Below are 14,983 nucleotides of genomic sequence, written 5' to 3'. Positions count from 1 at the left end.
ATGCCGCTCACGTCCTGCACACCGCCCGCACGGCGGCGCAGGACTCCGCACACGCCGTACAACCCCGCACACCGACGTAGGACGTCGTACCTCGCCGTACGCCTGCGTACGTCTGCGTGCGTTGGCGTGCGTCGCGGTCGGCAACAGACTAAGGGGCGCGCGGGGGCACGCAGTGGTGTCAGGGGGCAGGGACGAAGGCATCGAGACGGGACTGTTGCGCGGCGGCCGCGGCCGCGCCCACCACACCGGCGTCCGTGCCCATTTGGGCGGGGACGACGGTCAGGCCCGAGACGAACGACAGCGTCGCGTACTCCCTCAACGCCGCGCGCAACGGGGCGAAGAGGATGTCCCCGGCGCCCGCGACTCCCCCGCCGATCACCGCGATATCGATCTCGACGAGGGTGGCGGTGGCGGCGATCCCGGCGGCCAGCGCCTGGGCGGCTCGCTCGAAGGAGCGCAGGGCGACCGTGTCACCGGCACGGGCGGAGGCGGCGACGGCGGCGGCGCTGACGTCCCCGTCGGGACCCGGTCGCCATCCGTTGGCCAGCGCCCGGCGGGCGATATTGGGGCCGCTGGCGATCCCCTCGACACAGCCACGGGCCCCGCACGGGCAGGCGTCACCGTCGAGGTCGACGCTGATGTGGCCGATGTGCCCGGCGTTACCCGTGGGGCCGGGATGCAGCCGCCCGTTGAGGACCAGCCCCCCACCCACCCCCGTGGAGACCACCATGCACAGCGCATTGGCATGGCCGCGTGCGGCACCCTGCCAGTGCTCGGCCGCGGTCATCGCCACACCGTCGCCGACCAGCACGACCGGGCGCTCGCCGACCAGCGCCCGCACTCCGGCAACCAGGGGGAAGTCGCGCCAGCCGGGGATGTTCACGGGGCTGACCGTGCCGGCCTTCGCGTCCACCGGGCCCGCGCTGCCGATACCGACCGCCGCCACCCGCGCCCAGTACGGCCCCGCGGCCAGCTCCCGGACCACCTCGGCCACCGCGCGCATCACCGTCGCCCCGTCCTGGTCGGCGGGCGTGGGCCGGGCGGCCCGTACGAGCAGTCTGCCGTGTGCGTCCACCAGAGCGCCGGCGATCTTGGTGCCGCCAATGTCCAGCGCTGCGCTGAGGTCCGTCTGCATCGGTGTGGAATCTCCTGGTGGGCCCGGGGGCCGGGGCGCCCGGCCCGGCGTGAGAACGCCAGTCTTCCTGCGATTGACAACGTTGTCTAGAGGCTATGCTCGACGCCACACCTCGACGCCGAGAGAAACAGGGCCGCACCCGTGACCGACACTGCCCGAGGCACGTCCCGCCGCTATGGCACCCGGCCCACGATGAAGGACGTGGCGGCGCGCGCCGGGGTCGGTCTCAAGACGGTCTCCCGGGTGGTCAACGGCGAACCCGGCGTCACCCCGGACACCGAACGTCGCGTCCAGGAAGCCATCACCGCCCTCGGGTTCCGCCGAAACGACTCCGCCCGGATCCTGCGCAAGGGCCGAACGGCCAGCATCGGCCTCGTACTCGAAGATCTCGCCGACCCCTTCTACGGTCCGCTCAACCGCGCCGTGGAGGAGGTCGCCCGCAGCCATGGCGCGCTGCTGATCAACGGCTCCAGCGCCGAGGACCCGGACCGCGAGCAGGAGTTGGTGCTCGCGCTCTGCGCACGGCGGGTGGACGGCCTGGTGATCATCCCGGCCGCCGACGACCACCGGTATCTGGAGCCGGAGATCGCGGCCGGGATAGCCACCGTGTTCGTGGACCGCCCGGCAGGCCGGATCGACGCGGATGTCGTGCTCTCCGACAACTTCGGCGGCGCCCAGGACGCGGTGGCCCACCTCATCGCGCACGGCCACCGCCGGATCGGCTTCATCGGCGACCAACCACGGATCCACACCGCCCGGGAGCGGCTGCGTGGCTATCGCACCGCAATGGCCGCCGCCGGTCTGCCCGTTGACGACGCCTGGGTGTCGCTCGGCTCCACCGCGCCCGACCGGGTACGCTCCGCCGCCACCGCCATGCTCGACGCCCCGGAGCCGGTCACGGCGCTCTTCGCGGGCAACAACCGCGTCACCGTCACCGCCGTACGCGTCCTGGGCGAACGCCCGCGCCCGGTGGCGCTCGTCGGCTTCGACGACTTCGAACTGGCCGATCTCATCCGGCCCGCGATCACCGTCGTCGCCCAGGACCCGGCCCATATGGGCCGTACGGCCGCCGGTCTGCTCTTCCGCCGCCTCGACGGCATCGCCGACCCGCCGCGGTGCACGGAGATCCCCACCCGCCTGATCCCCCGCGGCTCCGGCGAAATCCCCCCCGCCGAGGACTGACCGAACGGCCCGGCCCACCAGCCGGCCCACCAGCCGGGTCGCACGGCGGAGGACGCCGCCGCCCCTACTCCCCGTACCGCGCGCACCTGGCCGAGCAGTCGACCGACGCACCGTCAACTGCCCTGCTGCTGCTCCCCATCCCGACCTCATCGGCTCCCCCCGCCGTGGTCCTGAACCAACCCACAGCCATGCTCGCACGAGCCACTGACAACGCCGCGGCACCACGGACGGCATCGGGCTCCGGGGCGCGGCGAGGTGGGTGCGCCCGGGGGTGGGAGGCCGGGGTGCGGTCGGTCCGGGTGCGGACGGTCCGGGGTGTGAGGCCGGAGTGCGGGGCTCGGGGCGGGGTTGCGCGCGACTCGTATGAGGGTTGGGTGGCGAGCGCGACCTGGGTGCGGGCTGGACGGCGTGCGGGTGGCCCCGGGCTGGGACGAGCCGGGGCGGAAGAAGCCATTCCGCAGCCTCGCGGCTCTCCCCCGCCCCCTCCCCCTCTCCCCCTTCGGGGGAGGGGGCGGGGGGTGGGTTCGGGGGTGGGGGGGTGCCGAGCCCAGCCCTCAGACGGTCCTCAGACGCCCCTCCGCCACCGCTCAGTCGGTCCTCAAACGCCCTTCAGCCACCCCTCAGCCGACCCTCACCCACGCCCCGCCAAGGCATCGAGGTCCGCGCGCGTCAGTCCCGTCAGGCGTGCGACCTCGCTCGGGTCCACGGCGCCGCAGTCCAGGCCGCGCAGGAGGTAGCCGCTGAGGGCCTTGGCGGTGGCGGGTTCGTCCATGACGGCGCCGCCGGCCTTGGCCACGTACGCGGCGAGGCGGGCCGCGGCCTGTTCCAGGCCCTCGCGGTAGAAGGCGTAGACCGCCGCGTAACGGGTGGGCAGATGGGCCGGGTGCATGTCCCAGCCCTGGTAGTAGGCGCGAGCCAGGGAGCGGCGGACGAGGCCGTGGTGCAGCCGCCAGGCGTCGTGCACCTGGGCGGTGGGGCCGACCGGCAGGACGTTCGTCGAGCCGTCGGACAGCCGCACCCCCGTGCCCGCGGCGGCCACCTGCATGACGGCCTTGGCATGGTCGGCCACCGGGTGGTCGAGGGACTGGTGGGCGGCGCTGACCCCGCAGGAGGCGCTGTAGTCGAAGGTGCCGTAGTGGAGCGAGGTCGCGCGGCCCTCGGCGGCCTCGATCATGCGGGCGACGGTGGCGCGGCCGTCGGCCCCCAGGATCGACTGGGTGGTCTCGATCTGGATCTCGAAGCCGATCCGGCCGCTCTCCAGGCCGCGCGCCTTCTCGAAGGCTTCCAGCAGCCGGACCATGGCGGTGACCTGCTCGGCGTAGGTCACCTTGGGGAGGGTGAGCACCAGGCCGTCGGGCAGACCGCCGGCCTCCATGAGGCCGGTGAGGAAGATGTCGAGGGTGCGGATGCCGCGGTCGCGGACGGCGGCCTCCATGCACTTCATCCGGATGCCCATGTACGGGGCGGCGGTGCTGTTCTCGTAGGCGGCGGCGACCAGGGCGGCGGCGCGGGCCGCGTGCGCGTCCTCCTCGGCGTCCGGGCGCGGGCCGTAGCCGTCCTCGAAGTCGATCCGCAGGTCCTCGATGGGCTCGCGGGTCAGCTTGGCGCGGACGCGGTCGTACACGTCGGCGGCGAGCGTGTCGGGGAGGTCCAGTACGGAGGCGAGGGCGCCGGCGTCGGGGGCGTGCTCGTCGAGGGCGGCGAGCGCCCGGTCGCCCCAGGAGCGCAGGGTGTCGGCGGCGAAGACGTCTCCGGGGACGTAGACCGTGTGTACCGGCTGGCGGGTGCCGGGGTCGCCGGGGTAGCGCCGGGCCAGGTCCGCGTCCACCTGGGCGAGGGCGGCTCCGATCCCCTCGCGTACGGTGTCCGCGAGGCTCGTCGCCACGGTCTCCTGCTGCCCCATCCGATACCCTCCCGGTGCTTACGCCCGACGCCGCTGCGCGGGCGTTTTCCGCGTAATGGAATCAACAATCCGTAGAGCGAAGTTATCTGGGGAGATTGACGAGGTCAACACCCCTTTCACCCGAGGCGGCGCAGGTCACGGCGGCGCACGGGTCCGGAAACCCCGTGGCGCGCCCCGGCGGACACCGCCAGACTCACCGTCATGACATGGACCGCACCCCCCATCAAGCGCAGAGACCTCCCGACCGTGGCCGGTGAACGGGAGATGCTCCAGGGCTGGCTCGACTTCCATCGCGACACCCTGCTCACCAAGTGCACCGGGCTCACCGCCGAGCAGCTGGCCGAGGCGAGCAGTCCGCCGTCCAACCTCACCCTGCTCGGTCTGGTGCGCCATCTGACCGATGTCGAGCGGACGTGGTTCCGTAAGCGCTTCCTGGGTGAGCGGATCGGCGACCACTACTTCACCGAGGAGAACCCCGACGGCGACTTCGACGACCTCGACCCGGCCACCGCCGAGCGGGACTTCGCCGCCTTCCGCGCCGAGATCGAGGCCTGCGACAAGGCGGTGGCCGACCGCGAACTGGACGAGATCTTCGCGGCACCGCGGGGGCGCACGCTGAACCTGCGGTGGATCTACGTCCACATGATCGAGGAGTACGCCCGCCACAACGGCCATGCGGACCTGCTGCGCGAGCAGATCGACGGGGCGACGGGCGGCTAAGGTCGCTGATCTGTCCAAGATCACCACCCGTCGGGTGCCTCGGACACGCCCGTCGTCGCAAACCAGGAGGCTCCGTGCCCGTAGTCGTCGCCACCATCAGGACCAAGCCCGGCCGCCGCGAGGACGTGCTCGCCGCCTTCCGCCGGCATGCGCCCGCCGTGCATGCCGAGCCCGGCTGTCTGCTCTACGCGGTGCATGCCGGCGACGACCGGGTCACCGTCGTCGAGAACTGGGCCGATCAGCCCTGTCTCGATGCGCACTCTGCCGGTCCGGCCCTGGAGGCGCTGGGCGCGGAGATCGCGGCGGCGCTGGCCGCGCCGGTGGATGTCGCCGTGCTGCAACCGGTGCCGGCCGGAGAGCCGGGCAAGGACCGGCTGCCGAACACCTGACGCCGCCCCCTTCCACAGCGGCACGAGGCCCCGTACGCACCGCGCGTACGGGGCCTCGTGCGAGGGCCGGAAGGGCTCCGGCGGGCCGGACGGGCTCAGCCCTTGCGGGACTTGACCTCGTCGGTGAGCGCCGGGACGACGTCGAAGAGGTCGCCGACCACGCCGTAGTCGACCAGGTCGAAGATCGGCGCCTCGGCGTCCTTGTTGATGGCGACGATGGTCTTCGAGGTCTGCATACCGGCGCGGTGCTGGATCGCACCGGAGATGCCCGCGGCGATGTACAGCTGCGGCGAGACCGACTTACCGGTCTGGCCCACCTGGTTGGTGTGCGGGTACCAGCCGGCGTCCACCGCGGCGCGGGAGGCGCCGACGGCCGCGCCGAGCGAGTCGGCAAGCGCCTCGATGACGGGGAAGTTCTCGGCACCGTTGACGCCGCGGCCACCGGAGACCACGATCGCGGCCTCGGTCAGCTCCGGACGTCCGGTCGACTCACGCGGGGTGCGCGAGACGATCTTGGTGCCCTTGGAGGTCTCGGCGATGGTCACCGCGAGCTGCTCGACCGTGCCGGCGGCCGGTGCGGCCTCCGGGGCGGCGGAGTTGGGCTTGACCGTGATGACCGGGGTGCCCTTGGTGACACGGGACTTGGTGGTGTACGAGGCCGCGAAGACGGACTGCGTGGCCACTGGGCCCTCGTCGCCGGCCTCCAGGTCGACCGCGTCGGTGATGATGCCGGAGCCGATGCGCACCGCGAGGCGGGCACCGATCTCCTTGCCCTCGGCGGAGGACGGCAGCAGCACGGCGGCCGGGGAGACCGCGTCGTAGGCGGCCTTCAGCGCGTCGACCTTGGGGGCGACGAGGTACTCGGTGAACTCGGGGGCGTCGGCGGCCAGAACCTTCACGGCGCCGTGCTCGGCGAGGACCTTCGCGGCCTCCTCGGCGTTGGCACCGAGGTGGACGGCCACCGGCTCGCCGATGCGGCGGGCGAGGGTGAGCAGTTCGAGGGTGGGCTTGCGGACGGCGCCGTCCACGTGGTCGACGTAGACAAGGACTTCAGCCATGGGATTGCTCTCCTGCGGGAAGAATGAGGGCGGTTGAGAGGGGACGGGCCTTCGAGGCTGCGATGTCCGGGGCCGGCCCCGGACCGCCGGCCGTCAGATGAACTTCTGGCCCGCGAGGAACTCGGCGAGCTGCTTGCCGCCCTCGCCCTCGTCCTTGACGATCGTGCCCGCCGTACGGGCCGGACGCTCGGCCGCGTCCTCGACCTTGGTCCAGGCGCCCTCGAGGCCGACCTCGTCCGCCTCGATCTCCAGGTCCTCCAGGTCCAGCGACTCCACCGGCTTCTTCTTGGCGGCCATGATGCCCTTGAAGGAGGGGTAGCGCGCCTCACCCGACTGGTCGGTGACGGACACGACGGCCGGCAGCGCGGCCTCCAGCTGCTCGCTGGCGGTGTCGCCGTCCCGGCGTCCGGTGACCTTGCCGTCGGCGACGGATACCTCGGAGAGCTGGGTGACCTGAGGGACGTTCAGCCGCTCGGCGAGCAGCGCGGGCAGCACGCCCATCGTGCCGTCGGTGGAGGCCATACCGCAGACGACCAGGTCGTAGCCGGTCTTCTCGATGGCCTTGGCGAGTACGAGCGAGGTGCCGAGCGCGTCGGTGCCGTGCAGGTCGTCGTCCTCGACGTGGACGGCCTTGTCGGCGCCCATGGACAGGGCCTTGCGCAGCGCGTCGTTGGCGTCCTCGGGGCCGACGGTCAGGACGGTGATCTCCGCGTCGTCGGTGGCTTCCTTGATCTGGAGGGCCTGCTCGACGGCGTACTCGTCGAGCTCCGAGAGCAGACCGTCCACGTCCTCGCGGTCGACGGTCAGGTCCTCGGCGAAGTGCCGGTCGCCGGTGGCGTCGGGCACGTACTTAACACAGACAACGATCCTCAAGCTCACGCCGGCTCTCCTACCTGCTCGTCTCTTCAGAACTGCCTTGTGCTGGCAGCATAGGCGCCTGTTGGGGCGGCTCCCGGTCGGTTGCGGATCGCCCACGCCGACCGCCATATTACTCGCCAGTACATCCAGTCTCGTGCCCCGAATCAAGGCCACCGAAATGTGACCTTGCCAACGGCTCCGAACGAGGGAAGAGAGCGGCGCAGCGGAACCTGTCAGTCCCGCAGCGCGTTGAAGCGGCCCTGGTGATAGAGGAGGGGGCGGCCGGGGCCCGCGGGGTCGCCGACGACCGGCTGGGCGAGCACGATCCGGTGATCGGCGGCCGGCACCCGCGCCACGACCCTGCACACCAGCCAGGCCAGTACACCGTCCAGGAGGGGCACGCCCTCGGGGCCGGTACGCCATGAAGTGCCGGGACCGAAACGGTCGGCGCCGCTGCGCGCGAAAGTGGCGGCCAGCTCCTGCTGGTGCTCGCCGAGTATGTGGACGCCGATGTACTCGGCCTCGGAGACGGCCGGCCAGCTGGAACCGCTGATGCCGATACCGAAGGAGAGCAGCGGCGGATCGGCGGCGACCGAGGTGAGGGAGGTGGCGGTGAAACCGACGGGGCCCGCGCCGTACGCGGTGATCACCGCAACGCCGGCGGCGTGCTGCCGGAAGACGGAGCGCAGGAGTTCAGGGGAGGCGGTGTGCGGCGTGCCGAGGCCGGGCGAGGCCGTCATGGAGTTGTCCTTCTCCTGTGGTGTACGGGCCGGGGCGGAGCCGCGGGCGGCCGGGAGGCTGCCGGCAGCAGTGGGGTCGTCGCTGCTCACATGCCCGGACAGCGCCCGCCGGCGGTCCGCAGAAGGTCGACATGGGCGCGTCCGTAGAGAAGGGGTCCTGGCCGCATCACGTCAGAGTGACGATGCGTGACCCACAGCGTCAAGGGGCGCCCGCCATCTGGGAGATCAATCACGGACCGCCTCGCCCAGCGCCGCTATGACATCGGCCTTGCGCGGCTGGCCCGCGGCACGGCGCACGATCCGGCCCTCGGCGTCGAGCACGAGAACGGTCGGGGTACGCAGCACATTCAGCTGCCGTACGAGAGCGAGGTGGGCCTCCGCGTCGATCTCCACATGCTTCACCCCCTCGACGATGCCGGCGACCTCGGCGAGGGTGCGCCGGGTGGCGCGGCAGGGCTGACAGAAGGCGCTGGAGAACTGGATGAGGGTGGCCCGCTCCCCCAGCTCCGTGCCGATCTCGGCCGGGCCCAGCCGCACCGCCCCGCCCCGCTCGTCCCGCTCCCGCACCGTCAGCCTCCCATTGCGGCGTCGGTGCCATACGCCGAAGGCGCTCGCCGCCGCGAGCACCGCGATGCACACCATGAGTCCAGTCATCTCCGGGTGCAGCGTTCACGGGACCGCAAAGATTCCCGGGCTCCACGACGACCGGGTCTGCGAGAGGGTGAGGGGCATGACTGCTGAGGAGATCGACGTACGGGGTCCGAGGTTCGCGGCGGCGCTGACGACCGTGGTGCTGGCGGCCGTCCTGATCAGCGGGAGCGGCGGGCTGCTGGCCCTCCAGGCGCTGGTGTTCGCCGTGGGTGCGGCGGCGGGTGTCCAGCGCTCGCCCTACGCCTGGCTGTTCAGGGTGGTGGTGCGGCCGCGGCTGTCCGCACCGGCCGAGTTCGAGAGCCCCGCACCGCCGCGCTTCGCCCAGGGTGTCGGGCTGTTCTTCGCCGTGGTGGGGCTGGTGGGCTACTTCGCCGGCCCCGAGTGGCTGGGGCTCGCGGCCACCGGATGCGCGCTCGCGGCGGCCTTCCTCAATGCCGTTTTCGGGTACTGCCTGGGGTGCGAGATGTACCTTCTGCTGCGCCGGGCGACGGGCTGAGCCGGTCCCCACGTGACGAGAATCTCCCGTCCGCGGGCGTCGACGCGCTGGCCGCCACGGCCAGGATCGGGCACGATCTCCCGAAAGCCGCAGTTACGACTGCGTAGGTTTCCGCCGGGAGAACCCTCCCCAGGCACGGAAAAGGGGTCCTCCGGACAATGCCAGAGCTCGTCTACCCGCCGGTGATCGGTGCCGCGCACACGCTGTTCAAGGCGCTCGATCTCAAGCTCGACATTGCAGGGGCGGACAACGTTCCGCGCCGCGGCGGGGCGGTGCTGGTGAGCAATCACATCGGCTATCTGGACTTCGTCTTCGCGGGCCTGGCGGCGCGGCCGGCCAAGCGCCTGGTGCGCTTCATGGCCAAGGAGTCGGTGTTCCGGCACAAGGTGTCGGGGCCGCTGATGCGCGCGATGAAGCACATTCCGGTGGACCGTGCGCAGGGGATGCACGCCTACAAGCACGCGCTGTCGGCGCTGCGTTCGGGGGAGATCATCGGTGTCTTCCCGGAGGCGACGATCTCCGAATCCTTCACCCTGAAGAACTTCAAGTCGGGTGCGGCACGGCTGGCCCAGGAGGCCGGCGTACCGCTGCTGCCGGTGGCGCTGTGGGGCACCCAGCGGCTGTGGACCAAGGGCCACAAGCGCGACCTGGGCCGGAACCACTTCCCGATAACGATCCGGATCGGCGAGCCGATGGAGGCCGATCCGGCCGAGCAGGCCGAGAAGATCACCGACCGGCTGCGGTCCCGCGTCCAGGATCTCCTGGAGGCGGCACAGCGCGCCTACCCCGTACGCTCCCGCGGCACCGACGACACCTGGTGGATCCCGGCCCACCTGGGCGGCACGGCACCGGCGGCCCCGGGGACCACCGCGTAGCGGACCCCGGAACCCCCGGCTCCCAGAACCCAGCTCACCGGGTCACGGGATCCAGACGTCCCCGATCTCGATCCGGGCGTCCGGGCAGACCTTCCCCAGCGCCCCGGCCAGCTCGGTGCCCGCCGCCGTCAGCTCGTCGAGCGTCATCGGGGCCATCCGCTCCAGCAGGAAGAGGGCGCTGACGGAGTCCTCGGTCAGGCGGGTGCGGGTGCCCTGGCGCCAGTTCCAGCGGCGGCAGGTGACGCCCGCGTCGTCGCACCAGACCACCTCGCCCGCGTCGGGGTGCTCGATGGCCTCGGCGCCGCCCGCCGCGGTGACGAACGGCTCGCCGCCGGTGGCTCGTACGAGCCGCATCCCGCCCTGGATACGGTCCAGGTCCTCGCCTCCGACCGGGATGAGATGGGCGACGCTGACGGCGTTGTAGACGTCGACGAGCCGGTTGATCCGCGGCAGCCCGCCGTCCGCGAGGGCCCGCTTGGCCAGTGCCTCGGCGGAGTTACGGGTACGCGAGGGCTTGCTGCCGAAGGCGGTGTAGGCGGCGCGCCAGGCGGCGATGTGCGGGTCGTCCTGCGGGGCGCGCCCGTCCAGCCGCTCGGTCAGCCGGCGGGTGGCCTCGTCCAGAAGCGCGGAGCTGGTCTCGTCGCTCGGCCCGTTGGTGAGGCCATGCGCCTCGACCGCGAGGTATCCGAAGCCGGGCGCCAGGGCGCTCACCTCGTCGGAGACATGCAGGGCGCAGGCCGTGCCAGAGACGTTCAGGGGACAGGGCATCGGGCCGTTCCTCAGAGATCGGTGGGGAGAAGCTGCCGGAGGTGAGGCCGGTCGACGGCCTGCTGGAGGCATTGGAGCATGGCGGGGTGCGGTTCAGCAAATAGCACTGCGCGGTCCACTACACTGAACCCTTCCGCTGCGCTTGGGCTGCTTCCCACGTTGTCGGCTTTCCCGCCGTGGTGGCTTGTCGCCGTTGCGCCTGCGGCGGGCCAGGTGGTTGTCGGGTGCGGTGACGGACTCCGGGGCCTTGTTGGTGGACTGCTTCGCTTTACGTCCACCAACAAGACCCCTCCGGCCCGTCCCCTCCCGTTGGGGGAAAAGGAAAGGCCGGTGGGGGTGCACGTGATCACTTACGTGCACCCCCACCGGCCTTCCGTCATCCCCCCAACGGGAGGGGACGGGCCGGAGCGGGTGGGTGTCCGGACGTAAAGCGAAGCAGTCCGGACACCCACCCGCGGAGGACCGTCACCGCACCCGACAACCACCCGCCCGCCGCAGGCGCAACGGCGAGACGAGGCACGGCGGGAAAGCCAAAAACGTGGGAAGGGCCGCCACAGGCGTCACCTCACCGCCCAAGCTCCTCCCGAAGCGCGGCAAGGAAGCCGTCCACGTCCTCCTCGGTGGTGTCGAACGCGCACATCCAGCGGACGTCGCCGGCCTGCTCGTCCCAGAAGTAGAAGCGGAAGCGCTTCTGGAGGCGTTCGCTGACATCGTGCGGCAGCCGTGCGAAGACCGCGTTGGACTGCACGGGGTAGAGGATCTGCACCCCGTCGATCTCCCGCACACCGGCCGCAAGACGCTGCGCCATGGTGTTGGCGTGCCGGGCGTTGCGCAGCCACAGGTCCTTGGCGAGCAGCGCCTCCAACTGGACGGAGACGAAGCGCATCTTGGAGGCCAGCTGCATGGACAGCTTGCGCAGATGCTTCATCGCGCGCACCCGGTCGGGGTTGAGTACGACCACCGCCTCGCCGAAGACCGCACCGTTCTTCGTGCCGCCGTAGGAGAGGATGTCGACGCCCACGGCGTTGGTGAAGGCCCGCATCGGGACGTCCAGCGTCGCCGCGGCGTTGGCTATCCGCGAGCCGTCCAGATGCACCACCATGCCGCGCTCATGGGCGTGTTCACAGATCGCCCGGACCTCGTCGGGCGTGTAGACCGTGCCCAGCTCCGTGCTCTGGGCGATCGAGACGACCTGCGGCATGGCGCGGTGTTCGTCGTCCCAGCCCCACGCCTGGCGGTCGATCAGCTCGGGGGTGAGCTTGCCGTCCTCGGTGGGTACGGTCAGCAGTTTGAGCCCGCCGACCCGCTCCGGCGCGCCGCACTCGTCGACGTTGATGTGCGCGGTCTCGGCGGCTATCACCGCGCCCCAGCGGTCGGTCACGGCCTGGAGGGCGACGACGTTGGCGCCGGTGCCGTTGAACACCGGGAACGCCTGGGCGCGCTGTCCGAAGTGGCTGCGGAAGACCCGCTGGAGGTGGTCGGTGTAGTCGTCCTCGCCGTAGGCGATCTGGTGTCCGCCGTTGGCCAGGGCGATCGCCGCCAGCACCTCCGGGTGGGCGCCCGCGTAGTTGTCGCTGGCGAAGCCACGTATCTGGGGATCGTGGTGCTGCCGGGCGTCGGTCTTCGCTCCGGTTACGGCTCGGGGGTCAGCCACAGACGCTGTCCATTCACTTCCTGGGCGGGCCGGCTCCAGACCCCGGCGATGGCCTCGGCCAGCTCCGTGACGTCCGTGAAGCCCGCGAACTTCGCATTCGGTCGCTCGGCGCGCATCTGATCGTTGACGAGCGCCTTGACGATCAGGATCGCAGCCGCGGTGCTGGGCCCCTGCTCGCCCCCGGCCTTGCGGAAGCCGTCCGCCATGGCGAGCGTCCAGGCCTCGGCGGCGGCCTTGGCGGCCGCGTAGGCAGCGTTACCGCTGGTGGGCTTGGACGCGCCGGCCGCGCTGATCAGCACGAAGCGGCCGTTTCCGCTGCGCTCCAGGGCGTCCTGGAAGGCGAGCGAGGTGTGCTGGACGGTACGGATCAGCAGCTTGTGCAGGACGTCCCAGTCGGCCAGGTCGGTCTCCGCGAAGGTCGAGGAGCCGCGCCAGCCGCCGACGAGGTGCACGAGGCCGTCGACCCGGCCGAACTCCTTCTCCGTACGGGCCGCCCATTCCCGGGCCTGGTCCAGGTCGAGCAGGTCGACGGTCTCCCCTATGACCGTGGCTCCGCCGTGCGCGTAGCGGGCCGCGTCGACGGCCTCCGCCAGCCGCTCGGGGTTGGAGTCCGAACCGACGACCACCGCTCCCGCCTCGGCCAGCCGCAGCAGGGTGGCGCGGCCGGCCGGTCCGGCCGCTCCGGCCACCGCGATGACCCGGCCCTCCAGCGGCCCCTGCCCGCCCGTCGAAGTAACCATCTCCGTCGCCTCCTCGTCCTGCGCCTGGACGGCCTGTGGCCGGGTGTTCCGTTCCGTACTCATGCCGCCGCCAGCGTGTCGCTGTGGGCCGTGATGCCCTTGGTCGAGGCGATCACCGTACGCAGCTTCTTGGCAAGGGCCTCGTAGAACATGCTCAGCGGGAACTCGTCGGGGAGCACGTCGTCGACGAGCTTGCGCGGCGGCTGGTCGAGGTCGAGGGCGTCGGGGCCCTTGGCCCAGACCGAACCCGGGTGCGGTGCGAGGTAGGTCGAGACGAGGTCGTACGCGGCGAACCAGTGGACCAGCTTCGGCCGGTCGATGCCGTCGCGGTACAGCTTTTCGATCTCGCCGCACAGCTCGTTGGTGACCTTGGGCGCCCGCTCCCAGTCGATGTGCAGTGTGTTGTCCGTCCAGCGTACGACGTCGTGCTTGTGCAGGTAGGCGAAGAGCAGCTGACCGCCCAGGCCGTCGTAGTTGCGGACCCGGTCGCCGGTGACCGGGAAGCGGAACATCCGGTCGAAGATCACCGCGAACTGCACATCACGCGCCTGGGAGTACCCCTCGGCCTCCAGCTTCACGGCCTCCTTGAAGGCGGTGAGGTCGCAGCGCAGCTCCTCCAGGCCGTACATCCAGAACGGCTGGCGCTGCTTGATCATGAAGGGGTCGAACGGCAGGTCGCCGTGGCTGTGGGTACGGTCGTGCACCATGTCCCACAGGACGAACGCCTCCTGGCAGCGCTCCTGGTCGTCGAGCATCTCCCGGATGTCCTTCGGGAGTTCGAGGCCGAGCGTCTCGACGGCGGCCACGCTGACCCGGCGGAAGCGGGCGGCCTCACGGTCGCAGAAGATGCCGCCCCAGGTGAACCGCTCGGGGGCCTCGCGCACCGCGATGGTCTCCGGGAAGAGTACGGCGGAGTTGGTGTCGTAGCCGGCGGTGAAGTCCTCGAAGGCGATACCGCAGAAGAGGGGGTTGTCGTAGCGGGTGCGCTCCAGCTCGGCGAGCCAGTCGGGCCACACCATGCGCAGCACGACGGCCTCGAAGTTGCGGTCCGGGTTGCCGTTCTGGGTGTACATGGGGAACAGCACCAGGTGCTGGAGGCCCTCGGCGCGCTGCTGGGCGGGCTGGAAGGCGAGCAGCGAGTCGAGGAAGTCCGGCACGCCGAAGCCCTCGTCGGCCCAGCGGCGCAGGTCGGCGGTGAGCGCCTGGTGGTAGGCGGCGTTGTGCGGGAGCAGCGGGGCGAGCTCACCGACGGCCGCTATCAGGCGGTCGACCTCGGCGCGGACGGCGTCGGCGCTCGGCGCGCCCTGTGCCGTCAGGTCGATCGAACCGTCCTTGGACTGCCAGGGGCGGATGGTCTCGACGGCGTCCTTGAGCACCGGCCATGCCGGGTGCTCGATCACACGCTCTGCGGTCGGAGTGCCTCCCGGGACACCCACAGGCGAAAGAATTTCCGTCATGACTGCCCTCCGGCGGTAGATCGTGTTGTCAGCACACGGTAACCAGCCAGGGTTCGTCCGCTCAAGTGGGGTCGCCGAAAATTATTCTGCCCGCACCCCGCTCTCACGCATATTTTTCCTGTGGTCTGTGCGTCCGACGACACTTCCTGCCAGTAATGCCAAGGGATTCCGCGCTTCCTCCGGCGTCCGGACCCTTCGGAGAACAGCCCGCGACGGTCGTATGGCATATGCCACACGACTACCCCGGACCCTCGACCGGCCTGCCCCGCGGGCCTGCCTCGCGGGGCGCGGCGTCAGCCCGCGGCGGACGCGCCCACGCACGGGTGAGGTGCCTGCGGCCGGATATGGCGGGTACCC

General features: G+C 71.3%; 15 protein-coding genes. 5 read left to right on the top strand and 10 right to left on the bottom strand.

Going from position 1 to position 14,983, the window contains the following annotated elements:
- Positions 1 to 178: 178 nt before the first annotated feature.
- On the bottom strand, positions 179 to 1,135 hold the full coding sequence (locus ACZ55A_RS32555; protein ID WP_468847785.1) for an ROK family protein: 957 nt from the start codon (positions 1,133 to 1,135) through the stop codon (positions 179 to 181).
- 141 nt (positions 1,136 to 1,276) lie between these two features.
- Here ACZ55A_RS32555 and ACZ55A_RS32550 point away from each other — a divergent pair, with 141 nt between their 5' ends.
- Positions 1,277 to 2,317: a LacI family DNA-binding transcriptional regulator gene (locus tag ACZ55A_RS32550; RefSeq protein ID WP_468847782.1), complete on the top strand. Its 1,041-nt coding sequence runs from the start codon at positions 1,277 to 1,279 to the stop codon at positions 2,315 to 2,317.
- 631 nt (positions 2,318 to 2,948) lie between these two features.
- Here the strand turns inward: ACZ55A_RS32550 and ACZ55A_RS32545 are convergent.
- A complete protein-coding gene (locus ACZ55A_RS32545; protein WP_468847779.1) occupies positions 2,949 to 4,220 on the bottom strand; it encodes a DUF6986 family protein in 1,272 nt (423 codons plus the stop codon).
- A 201-nt stretch (positions 4,221 to 4,421) separates the two neighbouring features.
- Here ACZ55A_RS32545 and ACZ55A_RS32540 point away from each other — a divergent pair, with 201 nt between their 5' ends.
- Both ACZ55A_RS32540 and ACZ55A_RS32535 read left to right on the top strand, forming a co-directional pair.
- Positions 4,422 to 4,940: a DinB family protein gene (locus ACZ55A_RS32540; protein WP_468847777.1), complete on the top strand. Its 519-nt coding sequence runs from the start codon at positions 4,422 to 4,424 to the stop codon at positions 4,938 to 4,940.
- A 74-nt stretch (positions 4,941 to 5,014) separates the two neighbouring features.
- Positions 5,015 to 5,329, top strand: coding sequence for a putative quinol monooxygenase (locus ACZ55A_RS32535; protein WP_468847774.1), 315 nt, complete (start codon positions 5,015 to 5,017; stop codon positions 5,327 to 5,329).
- Positions 5,330 to 5,424: 95 nt separating this feature from the next.
- Here the strand turns inward: ACZ55A_RS32535 and ACZ55A_RS32530 are convergent, their stop codons facing one another.
- From ACZ55A_RS32530 to ACZ55A_RS32515, 4 genes are all read right to left on the bottom strand, one after another.
- The gene (locus ACZ55A_RS32530; protein ID WP_468847771.1) at positions 5,425 to 6,387 is read right to left on the bottom strand and encodes an electron transfer flavoprotein subunit alpha/FixB family protein; all 963 of its coding nucleotides are present in this window, start codon (positions 6,385 to 6,387) and stop codon (positions 5,425 to 5,427) included.
- Positions 6,388 to 6,480: 93 nt separating this feature from the next.
- Positions 6,481 to 7,266 carry an electron transfer flavoprotein subunit beta/FixA family protein gene (locus ACZ55A_RS32525; protein ID WP_468847768.1) on the bottom strand — a complete coding sequence of 262 codons (786 nt, stop codon included), beginning with the start codon at positions 7,264 to 7,266 and terminating at the stop codon, positions 6,481 to 6,483.
- Between the two features lie 212 nt (positions 7,267 to 7,478).
- Positions 7,479 to 7,985 carry a flavin reductase family protein gene (locus ACZ55A_RS32520; protein WP_468847942.1) on the bottom strand — a complete coding sequence of 169 codons (507 nt, stop codon included), beginning with the start codon at positions 7,983 to 7,985 and terminating at the stop codon, positions 7,479 to 7,481.
- A gap of 225 nt (positions 7,986 to 8,210) precedes the next feature.
- Positions 8,211 to 8,639 carry a TlpA family protein disulfide reductase gene (locus tag ACZ55A_RS32515; protein WP_468847766.1) on the bottom strand — a complete coding sequence of 143 codons (429 nt, stop codon included), beginning with the start codon at positions 8,637 to 8,639 and terminating at the stop codon, positions 8,211 to 8,213.
- 76 nt (positions 8,640 to 8,715) lie between these two features.
- Here ACZ55A_RS32515 and ACZ55A_RS32510 point away from each other — a divergent pair, with 76 nt between their 5' ends.
- Together ACZ55A_RS32510 and ACZ55A_RS32505 are read left to right on the top strand one after the other, a co-directional pair.
- Complete coding sequence (locus ACZ55A_RS32510) at positions 8,716 to 9,132, top strand: DUF4395 domain-containing protein (protein ID WP_468847764.1); 417 nt, start codon at positions 8,716 to 8,718, stop codon at positions 9,130 to 9,132.
- Between the two features lie 158 nt (positions 9,133 to 9,290).
- Positions 9,291 to 10,007 carry a lysophospholipid acyltransferase family protein gene (locus ACZ55A_RS32505; protein WP_468847761.1) on the top strand — a complete coding sequence of 239 codons (717 nt, stop codon included), beginning with the start codon at positions 9,291 to 9,293 and terminating at the stop codon, positions 10,005 to 10,007.
- Positions 10,008 to 10,049: 42 nt separating this feature from the next.
- Here ACZ55A_RS32505 and ACZ55A_RS32500 read toward each other — a convergent pair whose 3' ends face one another.
- From ACZ55A_RS32500 to ACZ55A_RS32485, 4 genes are all read right to left on the bottom strand, one after another.
- On the bottom strand, positions 10,050 to 10,775 hold the full coding sequence (locus ACZ55A_RS32500; RefSeq protein ID WP_468847758.1) for a B3/B4 domain-containing protein: 726 nt from the start codon (positions 10,773 to 10,775) through the stop codon (positions 10,050 to 10,052).
- A 565-nt stretch (positions 10,776 to 11,340) separates the two neighbouring features.
- On the bottom strand, positions 11,341 to 12,429 hold the full coding sequence (locus ACZ55A_RS32495; protein ID WP_468847756.1) for a threonine aldolase family protein: 1,089 nt from the start codon (positions 12,427 to 12,429) through the stop codon (positions 11,341 to 11,343).
- Entirely contained in the window at positions 12,408 to 13,232 is an 825-nt protein-coding gene (locus tag ACZ55A_RS32490; protein ID WP_468847754.1) for an SDR family NAD(P)-dependent oxidoreductase, read from the bottom strand. The genes ACZ55A_RS32495 and ACZ55A_RS32490 overlap by 22 nt, the downstream gene beginning before the upstream one ends.
- A complete protein-coding gene (locus ACZ55A_RS32485; RefSeq protein ID WP_468847752.1) occupies positions 13,229 to 14,626 on the bottom strand; it encodes a DUF6421 family protein in 1,398 nt (465 codons plus the stop codon). The genes ACZ55A_RS32490 and ACZ55A_RS32485 overlap by 4 nt, the downstream gene beginning before the upstream one ends.
- Positions 14,627 to 14,983: the final 357 nt, after the last annotated feature.

Source organism: Streptomyces sp. NPDC034111 (genome assembly GCF_055575375.1).
Note: the sequence above shows the minus strand (reverse complement) of the source record. Positions and strands in the feature narration are given on the sequence as shown.